The sequence below is a fragment of the Candidatus Pantoea gossypiicola genome (assembly GCF_008632075.1).
Taxonomy (GTDB): domain Bacteria; phylum Pseudomonadota; class Gammaproteobacteria; order Enterobacterales; family Enterobacteriaceae; genus Pantoea; species Pantoea gossypiicola.
The window spans coordinates 66,275-83,262 of the sequence record NZ_VWVM01000015.1 but is presented as its reverse complement, the minus strand read 5'-3'; the positions used below and the strand labels follow the sequence as shown (position 1 = coordinate 83,262).

The window sequence follows — 16,988 nt, the reverse complement described above, 5'->3', positions numbered from 1 at the left end:
CCGGCCCATCCATTAACTCAGCGACGCACCACCGCACATCACCAGCTGCTGACCGGTGATCGCTGCTGCCGCAGACGAAAGCAGGAAGCCAACCAGCCCGGCCACTTCCTGCGGCTGAATATAGCGCCCGATTGGCGGCAAGCGCGGCGGTGAACTGGCCCGGCCCGGCTGTTGCAGCATCGGCGTTTCGGTCGCTCCTGGCGCTACAATATTGGCCGTAATGCCGCGCGGTGCCAGCTCTGCCGCCCAACTGCGCACCATGCCGATCATCGCCGATTTGGTGGCCACATACTGACTGCGGCCCGCCGCACCGCCTGACGTGCGACTGCCCAGCAGCACGATTCGGCCGCCCGCGCTCATCCGGGGCGCAAAATGATTGGCCAGCTGTTCAGCAGCGACAACATGCAACTGCCACAGCCGTGTGCTGGCGTTCAGATCCAGCTCCCCAAGCGGCGCGGCCTGCATCATTCCCGCAGCATGGATCACCGCCTGCGGCACCGGCAGTTTGTCCAGTAAAGCCTGCAATGCCGCGCTGTCGCTGATGTCGATCTGATGGCTCTGCCAGCCCGTGTCTGCCCGGTTTATCGCCGAGCGGCTCAGGCCAATCACCTGCCAGCCCTTATCCAGCAGGCGATCCACAATCGCCTGGCCGATGCCGGAACTGGCTCCGGTCACCAGCGCCATCTTTTCAATCACGCATCACCTCCCTGCACCCAGGACTCATCGACCCGCACATACTTGATCGCCTGGCGATACCAGGTGTAAGCGATATGCAGTTCGCCATTCACACCCTGTTTGATACTGGGGTAAGAGAACTCACGGTTTAACTTCTGCTGAGAGTTATTGGTCATGCAGTAGCCATCGCCCTCGTCCAGATTGCGCTGCAGCGGCCAGCTTTTGCCGCCATCCGTTGAGATAGCCAGCGTCATTGGCGCACGTGGCGCGCCCCAGAAGGCGGTTCGCCCGCTATGCACTACCGGCTCGGCGGCAACCGCAATGTCACCGTCTTCTTCATCATCTTCAATTTCGTCATACAGCGACAACCGGCGCTCGCTGGCCCCTTCGGCGCTCATGGCATTGAACACCAGCGCCAGATGACCGTTGCGCAGCGTCGTGACCTGAATGGACGAGTTATTATTGGGCAGCGACAGCGGCTCAGGCGCACTCCAGCTTTCACCCTGATCAAACGAGCGGCTCTGGTAAATGTGGTCGGCCCAGCGGCTGCGGTAGAGCGCCAGCAGCGAGCCATCATCCAGCAGGGTGACGTTCATATGAACGCAGCCGGTGCTGTCAGGCACGCTGACATCGCGCCAGCTCTGGCCTTTATCTTCTGAGATTTTTACCGCGCTGACGTCATAGCTGCCGACCCACTTTTCGCCGGGCTGCGTCAGGCAGTAAAACACCGGCAGTAACCAGTTGCCGTTGGGCAGCACGACAATCGGCTGACGAATAAAGGTGCCAGGCTTATCCAGCAGGGTTTTGATCTCGCCCCAGCGCTTGCCGAAATCGTGAGACTGGCGATAGCGCACGATTGCAGTGTCCTGATTGCCCGATTTCTGCGCCGTCCAGAGCAGCCACAGGACTTGATCGGGATCGAGAAACAGCACCGGGTTCTGTTCTGAGCGACCCGGATCGTCAGAAAGCTTCTGCGCGTCACTCCAGCGATCGCTGCCTTTTGACAGCCGGGAACACCAGACCGAGATATCGGCAATCCCTTCCTGCGTGCCACCAAACCAGACGCAAAGCAGATCGCCATCGGGCAGCGGCAGCAGGTTAGCCGCATGGTTTTGCGGGCAGGAGGAGGGCAGCATCGCAATCTGCTGAGCGCTATCCTGCGGGTGCGGCGCAACCAGGCCGGTGCGTTCTGCGGTGACGGTTTCCTGAGTCATATTAGGCTCCACTATTTTGTGCATTGTGTTGCGGTTGAGGCTGAGACTGGCGTGACGGGATACAGCGGTCAATCACCATAATGATGGCCGGCGTAATCAGCGCCACATACATATTGTCGATACCGAACGGATTACCCATCAGGAACCAGACGGACGTGACCACGCAGGCCCCAATCAGACCGGCGTTGGCACCGCGCGTGCTCTTAAACCAAGGCAGATAGAACGCCATGATCGCCACCACGGTGATCGACAGGCGAATCGCGCGGGTAAAGAAGGAGAGCTTCAGCACTTCCGGGAAGAACAGGACAAACAGCAGCGGGAAGAAGCCGATGCCAATGGAGATCCAGCGCGTCACTTTAAATTCGCGCTCCGGCGTCGGGTTACGCCAGGGCACGTAAAAGTCTTTCACCACCAGCGAGGCGATGGCCAGCGCAACGGTGCCGACGCTGACGAAAATCGATGCCACCAGCGAGGTGGTGACAATGCCTGCCAGCCACGGTGACATATCCTGCAGGAACACCGGCAGCGCATAGAGGCTCTTGATATCAGGATGCGCAAACTTCGCCGCCACGCCAATCAACGCCATCGCCAGGCCGATCGGCAGGCAGAAGATGAAGGCGACCCAGGTGGCGCGCTTCGCGGACTTCACATCTTTGGTGGATGAGATCGCCTGGATCACAAACTGCGTACAGAAGATCGATCCCACGGTCCCGATCAGCCACGCAACAATGGTACTGGCCCCGACGTGACCATCCCACGTCCAGTAGAACGCCGGCATTTTCTCGATCATCGGGGATATGCCGCCGGTCATCTTCAGTGCCACATAGAGGATGATCAGGATCCCCATATACTTGATGGCGCTGTGCAGCAGCGTAACCCACGCAACGCCTTTCATGCCGCCAAACGCAAAGTAGAAGGTACTGACCACCGCCGTGATAAAGGCCGCCTGCGTCAGGTTGATCTTCAGCACGGTGGAGATCGCCGCCGCACCACTGATGTAGTTCCCGACGTTTACCAGCAGCAGTGCATAGATCATGATCAGCGAGATAATGTTCTTGGTTGAGCTGCCATATTTCTCGGCGATGGCTCCAGAGATAGTGATCTTCCCGGTGTTATAAATGCGTTTGACCAGAATCAGGCCAAACAGCGGAAAACCTATTGCGGCACCGATGACCGACCAGGAGGCGGCGAAGCCATCCTCAAAGGCTGCCTGGGCGGTGCCGATGGTCGATTTTGCCCCGATATACTCTGACATCAGCATGATGCCGACGATAAAGGCCGGCATGGCGCGAGAGCCTTCCATAAAGTCGCCGCTGGTTTTACTGCGTAACCGCCAGGTCAGCCAGGTGGTGAACAGGATATAGGCGACCACCATGCCGACGATCAGTAAGGTGCTCTCAGTTGAGAATGCTTTCATCGTAACCTCGATTGTTCTGGCAGATGGCGACCATCAGGTTCGTTCTCATCTGACCGATAGGGTGCAAAGGCGATGGACGTTATTGCAGGTAGTGGTTCACAATTTGACGGATCTGCTGCTGTTCGTCGGCGCTGAACTGCACCGCATAGCGGCTTTCACCCACCTCGAAGCCCTGCAGGCTGACCGCTTTTTTCACGGCGGCCGGTGAGAAACCGATGCTGTACAGCGCAGTGCGCAGGCCGGTGACGTTCTCCTGTGCCTGATGCGAACCGGCAATGTCACCGGCACTGAAGCGCGCCCAGATGGCGTTAATCGCCTCCGGTGCCACGTTTGCCAGCCCGGAAATGGAGGCGGAGCAGCCATCGACAAATCCCTGATGAATCAGCGAGTCAGGGCCGTTCAGCACATCAAAGCCCTCACAGTCGGCGGTGGCCTGCAGAAATCCGCTCAGACTTTCATAGCTGCCTGCGGAGTCTTTAATACCGATGATGTTCGGGTGCGCGGCCAGCGTACGAACGGTCTCTGGCTGCAGAGTATTGCCGGTTCGCGCCGGAATGTTGTAGAGGAACAGCGGCACCGTCAGCGCGTCCGCTACGCGCTGATAATGGTCGATCAGCTCCTGCTGTTTCAGCGGCACAAACCATGGCGTGATCGCCGAGACGGCATCCACGCCCAGGCGGGCAATCTGTTTGCCGAGCCGGATCGTTTCACGGGTCGAAATCTCGCCGATGTGCGCCACGACGGCCGCGCGACCGTTGACCTCATCGACGCAGGTGGTGGTGACGGCGATCTTCTCCTGCTCGTTCAGCACAAAGAATTCGCCGTTGGTGCCGCCACAGAAGATGCCGTTACCGGCGTTGATCTGGCGTCTGACCTGCTCACGCTGTCTCATCGGATCAAAGGCACCTTCACGGTCAAAGGTGGTGACGATGGCGGTCAGTACGCCGTTGATTTTCTTATTCATGACAATCCTCATTACGCCTGGCAGGAAGGGAACAGCGCCAGGTAGACGGCGCGCACATCGTCGGCGGTGACCGCCATCGGCACGTTTTTCATCAGGCGCTGCACGTCGAGTGCCGCTTCCACTAAATAAGGCAGGTGATCCGGGCCGATGCCCAGTGCTTCCAGGCTGGCAGGCAACTGCAACCGCGCAACCAGCGCGGTGAAGTAGTCGACCAGCGCGTGTGATTTCTCTTCATCGCTTAAACGCACGTCGGCGTCGGGCAGCAGGTCATAGGCCTGAGCGAATTTGCTCACCGCGGCCGGACGGACAAAGCGCATGCAGGGGGCCAGCAGAATGGCGTTGGCAACGCCGTGTGGCAGGTGATATTTGCCGCCAAGCGGATAGGACATCGCATGCACCAGATGCGTCCCGGCATGCGCAATCGATGCGCCGCCATAATATGAGGCCCAGAGCATCTCCAGCCGTGCCTGCAGATTCTCCGGCTCGCGCAGCGTCGTTTCGAGATGAGCGAACAGTTTCTTCATCCCAATCAGCGCATAGTTGTCGCTGACCGGATTGGCCACGTTGGCGGTGAAGCACTCAATCAGATGGCAAAGCGCATCAATGCCGGTCGACGAGGCGATGTGCGGAGGCATGCTGGTGGTGAGTTCCGGCACCAGCGCCACCACATCGGGCAGCATCACCGGTGAAATAATGCCGACTTTGGTCTCTTTCTCCGGGATCGCCAGAATCGCATTGGGCGTCGCTTCAGAGCCGGTGCCGGCAGTGGTCGGGATGAGTACTGAACGGATGCGGCGCTGCGGTTTTTCCCCTGCCAGCAGGGCGTCCAGTGACGGTGCGCAGTCGATGCACAGCACTGACAGCAGCTTCGCCACATCCAGCACGCTGCCACCGCCGATGCCAATCACCATGTCGGCCTGGCGCTGCGAGAGCGATGCGATAATGGCTGCCACATCATGCTGGCTCGGCTCAGGCGGGACGCTGTTGACCACGCTGATACGCGGGATCTGATCCCGGAGTTGCCCCATCAGCGCCTGTACCGCCGGAATCGCTTCAATGTTCCGGTCAGTCACCACTACCGCTGTCGTTACCCCATTCAGCAGATAGCGCATGTCGTTTAACGCCTGATATCCGCTGATCACCGTGCTGTTAATGTTCATTTCATACCCTTATTTCTGTCATGTCTGAGTAAATGATTAATTTTGCTCAGCGCAATGCGAAGTCCATCACTCTCTGTGGCTAATTTTATAAGGCATATCGATTTCGATTAATTTGAACTTGCTCACATATAATCAATCATGATTGAATATAATCAAATGCAGAGGCAATAGCCTGACAGGAGTGAGGATGGGCGTATCAGTATGGAAAACCCCGGTGCTGGTCATCGCCGATGACTTTACCGGTGCCAACGATGCAGGTAGCGGGCTGGCACAGGCCGGAGCCCGTGTACATGTGCTGTTCGGCACCGGAGCATCGCTGCAAGACGAAGCAGCGGATGTGCTGGTGATCAGCACCGACAGCCGGGCTGCCAGCGCCACTCAGGCCGCAGAGCATGTTACGCAGGTGGTGCAGCATTACGCGGCACAGCTTCAGCAGGGCTGGCTGTTTAAAAAGATCGACTCCACGCTGCGCGGCAATGTCGGGGCCGAAACGGTGGCGGCACTGCGCGCCAGCGGCAAAAGGCTGGCGCTGGTGGCACCGGCCTTGCCGCGTCTGGGACGCACCACACGTGAGGGCAGCGTGTGGGTCAATCAGCGGTTACTGACGGATACCGAATTTGCCAGCGATCCCAAAACCCCGATCCTCAGCGCCCGCATTCTCGATCAGATGCAGATCGACGGCACGGAGATCGATCTCGCCACGCTGCGCAGCGATCGGCTGGATGCCGTGTTAGCCGCAGCACACGGCGTCGTGGTGGTGGATGCCGAAACGGAGGCCGACCTGGCGCGACTCATAAGCGCTGCGTCGCGGCTGAGTGAGACGCCCCTGCTGGTGGGGGCGGCCGGATTAAGTGATGCGCTGGGCGCTGCGCTCTCAGTTCGCCCGTCGCGGCCCGTGCTGGCGGTGGTGGGATCGATGAGCCGCCAGGCAGAACAGCAGATCGCCGCGCTGGTTAACCAGCACGCGGTTGAGATCGTGGATGTTGATATCCGTCAGCTGTTTCAGCAGCCCGCCTGGTCCGAGCGGGAGCGCTGGCGCGAACAGGCGGCTGCTGCCCTGCGTGCCGGTCGCCATACAGTGATTCGCACCTGCCAGCATGAATCCCAGCGGCACGCGATCGAGGATCTCTGCCAGCAGCACCGCGTGACGCGCCAGCAGCTGGGCGAGGCGATCTGTCAGCAGCTGGGCGAAATGACCCTGAGTCTGTGCCGGGCACAGCTGCCGCATGCGCTCTATCTGTCAGGCGGCGACGTGGCGATTGCCGTCGCGCAGGCACTGGGGGCCAGCGGCTTTAAAATTCAGGGTCTGGTGGCGGGCTGTGTGCCGCACGGGGTCTTGCTTAACAGTGAATTTACTCTGCCGGTGATGACCAAAGCGGGTGGCTTTGGTGATGAAAATACCCTGGTAGCAGCCATTGGTTTTATTGAGGAGAAGTCGAGTGAGTAAAATTATTGCGATCACCATGGGCGATCCGGCGGGCATCAGCCCGGAAATCATCATCAAAGCGCTCTCTGAAGGTGAGCTGAATGGCATCCCTGCCGTAGTGATTGGCTGTGCCAGTACGCTGCGCCGCATTATGGCGATGAACATCACCCCACAGGCCGAGCTGCGGGTGCTGGATCGGGTAGCCGATGCGCGGTTTGCGCCCGGCATTATCAATGTGATCGATGAACCGCTGGCCGATCCCGATGCGCTGAAACCTGGCGTGGTGCAGAAAGAGGCGGGGGATCTGGCGTGGCGCTGCGTGAAGCGTGCCACCGAACTGGCACTGGCCGGTGAAGTGCATGCAATGGCTACCGCGCCGCTAAATAAAGAGGCGATGCATGCGGCGGGTCATCTCTATCCGGGTCACACTGAACTGCTGGCGCACCTTACCGACACCAAAGATTACGCCATGGTGCTCTATACCGATAAGCTTAAGGTGATTCATGTCACGACCCACATTGCGCTGCGTAAGTTCCTCGACACATTGAACCAGACCCGCATCAAAACGGTGATTGGTATGGCGGACACCTTCCTGCGTCGTGTCGGTTACAGCGCCCCGCGTATCGCCGTCGCGGGTGTCAATCCGCACGCCGGTGAGAACGGGCTGTTTGGCGATGAAGAGATCACCACCGTTGCTCCCGCGATTGAGGCGATGAAAGCGCAGGGGATTGATGTCTCCGGGCCTTGCCCGCCGGACACGGTGTTCCTGCAGTGCCAGGATGGACGCTATGACATGGTGGTGGCGATGTACCACGATCAGGGGCATATCCCGCTTAAACTGCTGGGTTTCTATGATGGCGTGAACATCACTGCAGGCCTGCCGTTTATCCGCACCTCTGCTGACCACGGCACGGCATTTGATATCGCCTGGACAGGTAAAGCGAAGTCTGACAGCATGGCGATCTCAATTAAACTCGCGATGCAGCTCGCATAGGGAAATATGAAGGGACAGAGCCGTCTTGACCAGATTATGGATTACCTGAAAAGCCATAATCTGGTGACTGTTGAGCAACTGGTCAGTGCGATTTCCGCCTCACCCGCCACGATTCGACGTGATTTAATTAAGCTGGATAAAGAGGGCGTAATCAGCCGCAGTCATGGCGGCGTCACCCTGAATCGTTTCATTCCTGCCCAGCCGACCACGCTGGAGAAAATGCAGCGGAACCTGGCCGAGAAGCAGGCGATCGCCGGGTGCGCTGCCAGCTTTGTCCGGGCGGGGGACGCGGTGGTGCTGGATGCCGGTACGACTATGCTCGAGCTGGCGCGGCAGCTCACGCATCTGCCGCTGCGGGTGATTACCGCCGACCTGCACATTGCGCTGTTTCTGTCTGAGTTTAAGCAGATCGAAGTGACGATTATTGGCGGTCGGATTGATGACTCCAGTCAGTCGTGCGTGGGCGAACATGGACGGCGGTTGCTGCGTAGCATCAATCCTGATATCGCCTTTGTCAGCTGTAACTCATGGAGCCTTGAGCGCGGCATTACCACGCCGACTGAAGAGAAAGCGGGGCTGAAACACGATCTGCTGGCCAATGCGGCGCGCCGGGTCCTGCTGGCGGACAGCAGTAAATATGGCTCCTGGTCGCTGTTCTGCGCCTCACCGGTGGATGACCTGACCGACGTGGTGACCGACAGCCGGTTAGATGAAGAGGTCTGCCGCACGCTGCGCGAGCGTGGTATTACGCTCGCGCTGACCTCTGCCTGAACCAAACGCGCCATGCTTTTCCAACCTTATCGTAAAGCTGGGCGAGAGCAGCACCGCGCGTTTATCTTCTGCAATTGCCGCTAGCGTGCGTAGGCGTCATGCTCTTCGCGCGTCATGGCTGGCGCGTCTACCGTAACCCGTTCAAAACTCAGATTCGTTACGCCCGCTATTTTGCCAAACTCCTGCGCCTGCAGCGTGATATCGCTGAAACTCAGCCGTTCAATCGGATTTTCCGGCGTGCCTTCAATAAAAAAGGCGCGAGAAAATGTCGCAGGCTCAGTCAGGCTGCTGCGAATATGACTGATGCTGATATTCTCAACCCGCGTCAGACCAGCATCACCTGTGACGCCTGATGCCAGCTTACGCCAGTGTGGCGGCTGTTCGGTGTCGGCGGTCTGCTCGCTGTAGCTGTATTGCGGGAACCAGTTCAGCTGCAGCATAAACGGATAACAGACATCTTCCATCTTCAGATGGCGGACCACGATGTTTTTGATCCAGCCGCCGCGATTACGGGCGGACTTGATGCGAAAGCCGACACCCGTGCCGGAGAAACGGTTGTGTTCGATGATGACATTTTCGATACCGCCAGAGGTTTCGCTGCCCAGGGTAATGCCCGAACCTTTCAGCAGGGTGCAGTCGCGAATAATGATATCGCGTGCGGTTCTGCCGAGCTGCTGTGCTTCCGCGCCGCGACCCGATTTCACGCAGATATTGTCGTCATTGCAGGAGACCGTACAGCCTTCAACGCGAACCAGCTGGCTGGAATCAATATCAATGCCGTCGGTGCTGGGTCCGGTGGCGTTCATCACACGAAGCCGCTGCAAATTCACCTGTTTCGAATAGCAGACGTGCAGGTTCCAGAAGCCGGAATCCTGTGAGGTAAAGTCCTCCAGCGTCACGCATTCGCTCTGATAAACCACCACGTTACGTGGACGCTTGCAGTCGTAATCCACCACCCAGCGCAGGCCGCGACGGGTATAGTCCGCCAGCATTCCGCTGTTTTCGTCGTCGCCCCAGAATTTATGCCACCAGACGGCACCCTGTCCGTCGAGCGTGCCGCTGCCGCAGACGGTGACGTTGCGGCAATGATTGATGTTAAGCATCGCCGCGGGCCAGACCATATCAATCCCCGCGACGCGGGTAACGATGTCCGGATAATCCTCCAGCCGCTCGCTGCCAAGCAGTACAGCATCTTTCGCCAGCTCCAGCGTCATCTCACTTTTCAGAAACAGCGCGCCGGTCAGAAAACGGCCAGCCGGGATCAGCACCGTGTCGCCTGCTGATGCGCTATCAATCGCGCGCTGTATCGCCTGAGTGGAAAGTGAGGTGGCGTCCGGGACGGCAGCGAAATCAATAATGTTAATTCTTGCCATTTTTTTTGCCTGTAGTAGATGAAGAAATAAGCGTTCAGCGCTGAAAGTAGCACGCTCTGGCAGGCAAATTATTGCTGGCGATCAGGGAATACCGGCGGTTACCGTGATGAAAAGTCGCAGGGATAAGCGGGAAGAGGCGCGCAGGTTATGGGGTGTCACGCTGCGCGCCGGATCATCAGAGGGTCTTCAGGCCCACTGAGGGGATATTTCTGCCGTAGTAGATCTCACGCATCTCTTTCCACAGCAGGTCGGTGATGCGTTTGTGCTCCTGCGGGCTGAGATCTTCCGGGCGGGTGTTAAACAGGTAGTGCTTCAGGTCAAACTCTTTCAGCAACATCTTGGTGTGGAAGATGTTCTCCTGATAAACATTCACATCCACCATGTCATACATCGCTTTCATATCGTCAGACATGAAGTTCTGAATCGAATTGATTTCGTGATCGATAAAGTGCTTCATCCCTTTCACGTCACGGGTAAAACCGCGCACCCGGTAATCGACGGTAACGATGTCTGACTCCAGCTGGTGGATCAGGTAGTTCAGCGCCTTGAGCGGTGAGATCACGCCACAGGTTGAGACTTCAATGTCCGCGCGGAAGGTGCAGAGCCCGCCTTCAGGGTGGCTTTCCGGATAGGTGTGCACGCAGATATGGCTTTTATCCAGATGCGCCACCACCGAGTTGGGCAGCGGGCCTGGATGCTCGGAGTTATCGATATCTTTGGGATCGATAGGCTCTTCGCTGACCAGAATCGTGACGCTGGCTCCCTGCGGTTCATAATCCTGGCGTGCAATATTAAGCACGTTAGCCCCGATAATGGAGCAGGTTTCGGTCAGGATTTCCGTCAGACGGTTGGCGCTATATTGTTCATCAATGTAGGCGATATAACCATCGCGTTCAGCTTCAGTATTCGCATAGCAGATATCGTAAATACAAAAACTCAGGCTTTTCGTCAGGTTGTTGAAGCCATGTAGTTTTAGCTTTTGCAATTTCGTTCACCCCCTTAAAAATGCCCTATCAGCACGCGGCCGATAGCGCATTTAACAGATATTGCGGCAGGGCAAAGCTGCCGGTATGGATCGCTGGTGTGTAGTAACGGCAGGTCAGGCCAGCGGCCTCGAAACGCGCCTGCAGGGTGGCGGTATCGAGCTGGCGCAGCACCGGATTATCACTCGCCCAGGCAAAGGTCATGATACCGCCGTAATAGGTCGGAATCGCCGCCTGATAGAAACTGACATCCGCAAAGTAATGGCCCAGCTTGCGATGGCTGTTTACGGCCTCATCCTGCTGCAGGAAGCAGACGCCATTCTGTGCCACGAAGATGCCATTTTCATTAAGGGCCGCTTTGCAGCCGGCATAAAATTCGGAGGTAAACAGACTCTCGCCCGGACCAATCGGATCGGTGCAGTCGGAAATAATGACATCGAACTTTTCCTGCGTCTGATTAACGAAGTTAACCCCGTCATCGATCACCAGCGTAAAGCGCGGATCGTCATAGGCGCCTGCGCTGTGGTTCGGCAGATACTGGCGACAAAAGGTCACTACACCTGCATCGATTTCCACCATGGTAATCTTTTCGATTTCCGGATGACGTGACACTTCACGCAGCATTGCGCCGTCACCGCCGCCGATGATCAGGACGCTCTTCGCCGCGCCGTGCGCCAGCAGCGGAACGTGGGTCATCATTTCATGATAGATAAATTCGTCGCGTTCGGTGGTCTGTACCACGCCGTCCAGCGCCATTACGCGCCCCATCGCGGCATTTTCGAAAATGATTAAATCCTGATGCGCAGTCTTCTCACGGTAAAGCTCTTTATCGACCGTGAAATACTGGCCAAAACCAGCATGAAGGGTTTCATACCACGTTTCATTGTGGGCCATGGTGCTCTCCTCTGATGACATCGCCATGAAGATGGGCGGCACATGATAGCTAACACTGACCGTGGTTGCACGGTCAATGTCCGACAGCAGAGGGCAGAGTAATTACCTGACGTAGGCCAGCAGGCTCAGTGAATCGCGGGCCAGTGACTTGCACTTTTTGTCGTTGGTGATGGCGATGCCGCTGAGATCGCGATAGCTGTCTTCACCCAGCGCTTTCATGTTGTAGTTGCTGTAATTGCTTAAATCCCAGCGGTTCTGCTGGGCAAAAAAGACCAGCGCTTTGCGAATCTGTGCGTCCGGTAAATCCTGATAGCCACAATCATTTTTCAGATAGACGAAAACCGCCGTGAGATCGGCCAGATCTTCCGCTTCGGATTCGCTCAGGGCAAAACTGGTGGAGGAGAAGCCAAGGAGTCCCGTCAGCAGCAGGATCTTGATGCTTTGCTTCATAGTCGTTCTCTTCAATGGATATTACTCATGACGTTAGCACAGTTATTCTCAGGTTTTCGATTAATTTGGCGCTGTGAGCCGCTGCTCCGCCTTTTTTCATCAGATTCTCACGGCTAGCACTTGACCTTCCCATAAGGTCAGGGTTTAGGCTGTGCGCTCTGATGCCACAAGGATGATCACCATGCAACGTCGCCACTTCCTGAAACTCACCGCCGCACTGAGTGCAGCCGGGGCCTTACCACTCTGGAGCCGTTCGCTGATGGCAGCCACCCGTCCGCTGCTGCCGGTTCCGTCACTGCTGGAGCCGGATGCCAGGGGCAGCTACAGCCTTACCGCGATGCGGGGCACCACGCAGTGGAATGGCAAAGCGGTGCCGACCTGGGGCTATAACGGCAGCCTGCTGGGACCGGTGCTGAAGATGCAGAGTGGCAAACCGGTGACGGTGAACATCCATAACCGGCTCAGCGAAGCGACAACCCTGCACTGGCACGGGCTGGAAATTCCCGGCGCGGTAGATGGCGGTCCGCAGGCAGTGATCGCGGCAGGCGGCTCACGTCAGGTCTCTTTTACCCCTGACCAGCCCGCTGCAACCTGCTGGTATCATCCGCATCTGCATGGCAAAACCGGGCACCAGGTCGCACAGGGACTCGCGGGACTGATTCTGCTGGAAGATAAGGAGAGCGGCACGCTGCGTCTGCCCACGCAGTGGGGCGTGGATGATGTGCCACTGATTTTCCAGGATAAGCAGCTGACCAAAGAGGGTAGCCGCATCGATTATCAGCTCGACGTGATGCGCGCAGCCGTGGGCTGGTTTGGCGACATGATGCTGACCAACGGCGTGCAGTATCCGCAGCATGCGGTGCCGCGCGGCTGGCTGCGTCTGCGTCTGCTGAACGGCTGTAATGCCCGTTCGCTGCACGTTGCCGCCAGTGATAAACGTCCTCTCTATGTGATTGCCAGCGACGGTGGATTGCTGGCTGAGCCGGTGAAGCTCGACGCACTGCCGATCCTGCCGGGTGAGCGTTTCGAGGTGATGATCGATACTTCTGACGGTAAAGCGTTTGATCTGGTGACGCTGCCGACCGAACAGATGGGCATGACGCTGCCGCCGTTTGACCAGCCGCTGCCGCTGGTACAGATCCTGCCGCTGCGGGTGATGGCCAGCGCCACGCTGCCGGATAAGCTGGCGACGCTGCCTGCGCTTCCCGCCACCGACGGACTGACGACACGCTGGCTGCAGCTGATGATGGACCCGCAGCCGGACCAGCAGGGGATGCAGGCGCTGATGCAGCGCTACGGCGAGAAAGCGATGGGCAAGGGCGGTCATCATTCGATGCTGCAGACGCCGCAGAAAACGGCGGCAGAGCCGATGGAAAACATGGAAGGGATGGATCACAGCATGCACGGCAATACGCTGCCCGCAGGTTACGATTTCCGCAACGGCAATAAGATCAACGGCCAGGCCTTTGATATGACCAAACCGTCGTTTGCGGTGAAGCTGGGTGATTATGAGAAGTGGACGATTTCAGGTGAAGGCGACGCCATGCTGCATCCGTTCCACATTCACGGCACCCAGTTCCGTATTCTCTCCGAGAACGGCAAACCGCCCGCCCCGCATCGGCAGGGCTGGAAAGATATGGTGAATGTCGACGGCTGGCGCAGTGAAGTGCTGGTGCGCTTCAACTATGTCGCCGCCGCCGAACACGCTTATATGGCCCACTGCCACCTGCTGGAGCATGAAGATACCGGCATGATGCTGGGCTTTACCGTAAGCTGATTACGCCTGATCCAGCGCCAGCCTGATGTCTTCAATCAGGTCACCGGCGTTCTCGATGCCAATTGACAGCCGTACCGTGGCGTCAGTGATACCAATACGCTGACGCACCGCCTGCGGCACGCCGGAGTGGGTGGTGCTGCCAGGATGGCTGGCCAGCGACTCGGTGCCGCCCAGGCTAACCGCCTGTTTAAACAGCGACAGCGCATTGAGAAAACGGAACGCAGCGGGCTGATCGCCGACGATATCGAACGAGAAGGTCGAACCCGCGCCGCTGCACTGCTCGCGATACGTTTTCCCTTCAGCGCTCTCCGCATCCAGATAGGGCAGCCAGTGCAGTTTCGCCACTTTCGGGTGATCGCGCAGAAACGCCGCGACCGCTTCGGCATTGTGAAAGGCTTTCTCCATCCGCAGCGACAGCGTTTCCAGCGAGCGGCTGAGCATCCAGCTTGAGTGCGGATCCAGCTGCGTACCGATGGCGCTGCGCAGGGCGCGGACTTTCGCCATCAGCGCCTTACTGCCCATCGCGGCACCCGCAATCAGGTCTGAGTGACCGCCCACATATTTGGTTAGCGAGTAGAGCGACAGATCCGCGCCCAGCGTCAGCGGCTGCTGGAACAGCGGGCCGAGCAGCGTGTTGTCACAGGCGATAATCGGTCGTGAACCCTGCTGCTGGTCAATCTCATCGGCAATGCGTGCCATCAGGCGGATATTGACCAGGCTGTTGGTGGGATTTGCAGGTGTTTCAATCAGGATCACCGCTACCCGGCCCTGAGCCATCGCCTGCTGAGCGGCTTCACGCACTTTGACTTCATCATTCCCGTCGCTGAAACCAACCGCTTTAATATCCAGATTGTGCAGCGTTTTGCTGAGCAGCGTTTCGGTGCCGCCATACAGCGGCTGGGAGTGCAGAATCACCTCGCCCGGGCGGGCAAACGTCAGCAGGGCCGTAGAGATGGCGGCCATGCCAGAAGAGAAGAGTGAACAGCTCTCCGCCTGCTCATAAACCGCCAGCCGGTCTTCAACAATTTCGCTGTTAGGATGGTTAAAGCGGGAGTAGACCAGCCCACCCGATTTACCTTCCGGCGGCTCACGACGACCTGAGACATAATCAAAGAAGTCCCGTCCCTCTTCGGCGCTGTCAAAGACAAAGGTCGAGGTCAGAAACACCGGCGGCTTTACCGCACCTTCAGAGAGGCGGGGATCATAGCCATAGTTCAGCATCTGGGTTTCGGGGTGCAGCGGCCTGTCGCCGATATGCGTCTTTTTGCTTGATGATGAAGTCATTGTGATCTCCGGCCAGCGGCGCGAGTAGGGTAACGATATGTTGGATAAAGGCTACCACGCAGCGAATCATGCTGGTAAATGCCAGAATGTTCTAAGGTAATACGCATTTCAGTGACTTAAAGGCCACAGGTAATAATTTTCGCGACGTAATCGTTTGCATGCAGGGTCGCACAGTCGTCGCTGTTGCGTCTGTGATAGACTTCGGGGCTTTTCTGACGTAACCGGGCTGAACGCAATGAAACACACTGTTGAAGTGATGATCCCTGAACAGGCAATCGCCACGCGCATCGCTGAACTGGGCAAAGAGATTAACGAGCACTACCGCGACAGCGGCAGCGATATGGTGCTGGTGGGGCTGCTGCGCGGCTCATTCATGTTCATGGCTGATCTCTGTCGCGCCATTGATGTGCCGCATGAAGTCGACTTTATGACGGCGTCCAGTTACGGCAGCGGCATGTCCAGCACGCGTGATGTGAAAATCCTGAAAGATCTGGATGAAGACATTCGTGGCAAGGATGTGCTGATCGTCGAAGATATCATCGACTCCGGTAACACCCTGAGCAAAGTGCGTGAGATTCTGCAACTGCGTCAGCCAAAATCACTGGCGATCTGTACCCTGCTGGATAAGCCAGAGCGCCGTGAAGTTGAAGTCAATGTCGAGTATGTCGGCTTTGCAATTCCGGATGAGTTCGTGGTGGGCTTTGGTATCGACTATGCTCAGCACTATCGCCATCTGCCTTACATCGGCAAAGTGGTGCCGCTGGAATCCTGATACTGATCTGACCGCACATTCTTCCAAGGCCTGCACCGGTTGCCTGGTGTAGGCTATGTCGCGTTTTACGCCGCGATCGGCTCAGGCCTCGCCGTTCATCTGCAGATTAGCAATGCCGTGACGGTAGCGCTGTTCAAGGATCTCCCGGCTGTTTGCCGTGACATCCAGGTTACGCAGGCAGCCATCCTGAATGCCGTAAACCCAGCCGTGCAGGGAGACATCCTTGCCACGTTTCCAGGCAGATTGCAGAACGGTCGAGTGCCCCAGGTTATAGACCTGTTCAATAACGTTGATTTCGCACAGTTTGTCCAGGCGCTTATCCGGCGGGAGTTCCCCCAGCAACACGCTATGCTTGTACCAGAGGTCACGGATGTGCAGCAGCCAGTTGTCGATTAATCCCAGCTCCGGGTTATCCATCGCCGCTTGCACGCCGCCGCAGCCGTAGTGGCCGCATACGATAACGTGTTCCACTTCCAGCACTTCGATAGCGTACTGCACCACGGACAGACAGTTCAGATCGGTGTGGATCACCAGATTGGCGACGTTGCGGTGAACAAAGAGCTCGCCCGGTTCCAGTCCTGTCAGGCGCTCGGCAGGGACACGGCTGTCAGAACAGCCAATCCACAGGAAGCGCGGTTTTTGTGCCTGGGCGAGCCGCTCAAAAAAGCTGGGATCTTCTTCAACCAGCAGTTTTGACCATTCGCGGTTGTTTCTGATCAGGGTATTGATGTCTGTCATGGCGTTGAGCGACCGGTTACTGCGCAAAGTGCGCGCGCGTACTATATGCCAGGGCCTGATAAATTTAAACGGCATTGCAATGCCATCAAAACAGGG

Annotated in this window: 16 protein-coding genes; 5 read left to right on the top strand and 11 right to left on the bottom strand. The window is 57.7% G+C overall.

Going from position 1 to position 16,988, the window contains the following annotated elements; translation table 11 throughout:
- Positions 1-12 precede the first annotated feature (12 nt).
- From F3I20_RS17850 to F3I20_RS17830, 5 genes are all read right to left on the bottom strand, one after another.
- Positions 13-684 carry an SDR family NAD(P)-dependent oxidoreductase gene (locus F3I20_RS17850; protein ID WP_190286171.1) on the bottom strand — a complete coding sequence of 224 codons (672 nt, stop codon included), beginning with the start codon at positions 682-684 and terminating at the stop codon, positions 13-15.
- 8 nt (positions 685-692) lie between these two features.
- Positions 693-1,889 carry a sialidase family protein gene (locus tag F3I20_RS17845; RefSeq protein ID WP_150037649.1) on the bottom strand — a complete coding sequence of 399 codons (1,197 nt, stop codon included), beginning with the start codon at positions 1,887-1,889 and terminating at the stop codon, positions 693-695.
- A gap of 1 nt (position 1,890) precedes the next feature.
- On the bottom strand, positions 1,891-3,306 hold the full coding sequence (locus F3I20_RS17840; RefSeq protein ID WP_150037650.1) for a sodium:solute symporter family protein: 1,416 nt from the start codon (positions 3,304-3,306) through the stop codon (positions 1,891-1,893).
- Positions 3,307-3,385: 79 nt separating this feature from the next.
- Positions 3,386-4,270, bottom strand: coding sequence for a dihydrodipicolinate synthase family protein (locus F3I20_RS17835; protein ID WP_150010773.1), 885 nt, complete (start codon positions 4,268-4,270; stop codon positions 3,386-3,388).
- 11 nt (positions 4,271-4,281) lie between these two features.
- Positions 4,282-5,430 (bottom strand): iron-containing alcohol dehydrogenase, encoded by a 1,149-nt coding sequence (locus F3I20_RS17830; RefSeq protein WP_150037651.1) that lies wholly within the window; start codon positions 5,428-5,430, stop codon positions 4,282-4,284.
- A 187-nt stretch (positions 5,431-5,617) separates the two neighbouring features.
- Between F3I20_RS17830 and dtnK the strand changes: the two genes are divergently transcribed.
- From dtnK to F3I20_RS17815, 3 genes are read left to right on the top strand one after another with little or no spacing between them, the layout of a single operon-like run.
- Positions 5,618-6,877, top strand: coding sequence for a D-threonate kinase (dtnK, locus tag F3I20_RS17825; RefSeq protein ID WP_150053498.1), 1,260 nt, complete (start codon positions 5,618-5,620; stop codon positions 6,875-6,877).
- Positions 6,870-7,850 (top strand): D-threonate 4-phosphate dehydrogenase, encoded by a 981-nt coding sequence (locus F3I20_RS17820; RefSeq protein ID WP_150010767.1) that lies wholly within the window; start codon positions 6,870-6,872, stop codon positions 7,848-7,850. Before dtnK ends, F3I20_RS17820 begins: the two co-directional genes overlap by 8 nt.
- Before the next feature lie 6 nt (positions 7,851-7,856).
- Positions 7,857-8,621 (top strand): DeoR/GlpR family DNA-binding transcription regulator, encoded by a 765-nt coding sequence (locus tag F3I20_RS17815; RefSeq protein WP_150010765.1) that lies wholly within the window; start codon positions 7,857-7,859, stop codon positions 8,619-8,621.
- Between the two features lie 80 nt (positions 8,622-8,701).
- Here the strand turns inward: F3I20_RS17815 and F3I20_RS17810 are convergent, their stop codons facing one another.
- From F3I20_RS17810 to F3I20_RS17795, 4 genes are all read right to left on the bottom strand, one after another.
- Positions 8,702-9,994, bottom strand: a complete 1,293-nt coding sequence (locus tag F3I20_RS17810) for a glycoside hydrolase family 28 protein (protein WP_150037653.1) — start codon at positions 9,992-9,994, stop codon at positions 8,702-8,704.
- A gap of 175 nt (positions 9,995-10,169) precedes the next feature.
- On the bottom strand, positions 10,170-10,979 hold the full coding sequence (speD, locus tag F3I20_RS17805) for an adenosylmethionine decarboxylase (protein WP_150037654.1): 810 nt from the start codon (positions 10,977-10,979) through the stop codon (positions 10,170-10,172).
- 28 nt (positions 10,980-11,007) lie between these two features.
- On the bottom strand, positions 11,008-11,871 hold the full coding sequence (speE, locus tag F3I20_RS17800) for a polyamine aminopropyltransferase (protein ID WP_150037655.1): 864 nt from the start codon (positions 11,869-11,871) through the stop codon (positions 11,008-11,010).
- A 102-nt stretch (positions 11,872-11,973) separates the two neighbouring features.
- Complete coding sequence (locus tag F3I20_RS17795) at positions 11,974-12,321, bottom strand: YacC family pilotin-like protein (protein WP_150010759.1); 348 nt, start codon at positions 12,319-12,321, stop codon at positions 11,974-11,976.
- 181 nt (positions 12,322-12,502) lie between these two features.
- Here F3I20_RS17795 and cueO point away from each other — a divergent pair, with 181 nt between their 5' ends.
- Entirely contained in the window at positions 12,503-14,098 is a 1,596-nt protein-coding gene (gene cueO / locus F3I20_RS17790; RefSeq protein WP_150059928.1) for a multicopper oxidase CueO, read from the top strand.
- Here cueO and F3I20_RS17785 read toward each other — a convergent pair whose 3' ends face one another.
- Positions 14,099-15,382, bottom strand: a complete 1,284-nt coding sequence (locus F3I20_RS17785) for a cystathionine gamma-synthase family protein (protein WP_150037657.1) — start codon at positions 15,380-15,382, stop codon at positions 14,099-14,101.
- 235 nt (positions 15,383-15,617) lie between these two features.
- Between F3I20_RS17785 and hpt the strand changes: the two genes are divergently transcribed.
- Positions 15,618-16,154, top strand: a complete 537-nt coding sequence (hpt, locus tag F3I20_RS17780; protein WP_105099563.1) for a hypoxanthine phosphoribosyltransferase — start codon at positions 15,618-15,620, stop codon at positions 16,152-16,154.
- Between the two features lie 81 nt (positions 16,155-16,235).
- Here hpt and can read toward each other — a convergent pair whose 3' ends face one another.
- On the bottom strand, positions 16,236-16,892 hold the full coding sequence (gene can / locus F3I20_RS17775; RefSeq protein WP_033784496.1) for a carbonate dehydratase: 657 nt from the start codon (positions 16,890-16,892) through the stop codon (positions 16,236-16,238).
- Between the last annotated feature and the right edge of the window lie 96 nt (positions 16,893-16,988).

What these genes read in the sequence shown, in the direction of transcription:
- F3I20_RS17845 (WP_150037649.1), bottom strand. Translation starts at nt 1,889, where the DNA reads ATGACTCAGGAAACCGTCACCGCAGAACGCACCGGCCTGGTTGCGCCG.
- dtnK (WP_150053498.1), top strand. Translation starts at nt 5,618, where the DNA reads ATGGGCGTATCAGTATGGAAAACCCCGGTGCTGGTCATCGCCGATGAC.
- can (WP_033784496.1), bottom strand. Translation starts at nt 16,892, where the DNA reads ATGACAGACATCAATACCCTGATCAGAAACAACCGCGAATGGTCAAAA.
- F3I20_RS17810 (WP_150037653.1), bottom strand. Translation starts at nt 9,994, where the DNA reads ATGGCAAGAATTAACATTATTGATTTCGCTGCCGTCCCGGACGCCACC.
- speE (WP_150037655.1), bottom strand. Translation starts at nt 11,871, where the DNA reads ATGGCCCACAATGAAACGTGGTATGAAACCCTTCATGCTGGTTTTGGC.
- F3I20_RS17840 (WP_150037650.1), bottom strand. Translation starts at nt 3,306, where the DNA reads ATGAAAGCATTCTCAACTGAGAGCACCTTACTGATCGTCGGCATGGTG.
- cueO (WP_150059928.1), top strand. Translation starts at nt 12,503, where the DNA reads ATGCAACGTCGCCACTTCCTGAAACTCACCGCCGCACTGAGTGCAGCC.
- F3I20_RS17835 (WP_150010773.1), bottom strand. Translation starts at nt 4,270, where the DNA reads ATGAATAAGAAAATCAACGGCGTACTGACCGCCATCGTCACCACCTTT.
- hpt (WP_105099563.1), top strand. Translation starts at nt 15,618, where the DNA reads ATGAAACACACTGTTGAAGTGATGATCCCTGAACAGGCAATCGCCACG.
- F3I20_RS17785 (WP_150037657.1), bottom strand. Translation starts at nt 15,382, where the DNA reads ATGACTTCATCATCAAGCAAAAAGACGCATATCGGCGACAGGCCGCTG.
- F3I20_RS17795 (WP_150010759.1), bottom strand. Translation starts at nt 12,321, where the DNA reads ATGAAGCAAAGCATCAAGATCCTGCTGCTGACGGGACTCCTTGGCTTC.
- F3I20_RS17815 (WP_150010765.1), top strand. Translation starts at nt 7,857, where the DNA reads ATGAAGGGACAGAGCCGTCTTGACCAGATTATGGATTACCTGAAAAGC.
- F3I20_RS17830 (WP_150037651.1), bottom strand. Translation starts at nt 5,430, where the DNA reads ATGAACATTAACAGCACGGTGATCAGCGGATATCAGGCGTTAAACGAC.
- F3I20_RS17850 (WP_190286171.1), bottom strand. Translation starts at nt 684, where the DNA reads ATGGCGCTGGTGACCGGAGCCAGTTCCGGCATCGGCCAGGCGATTGTG.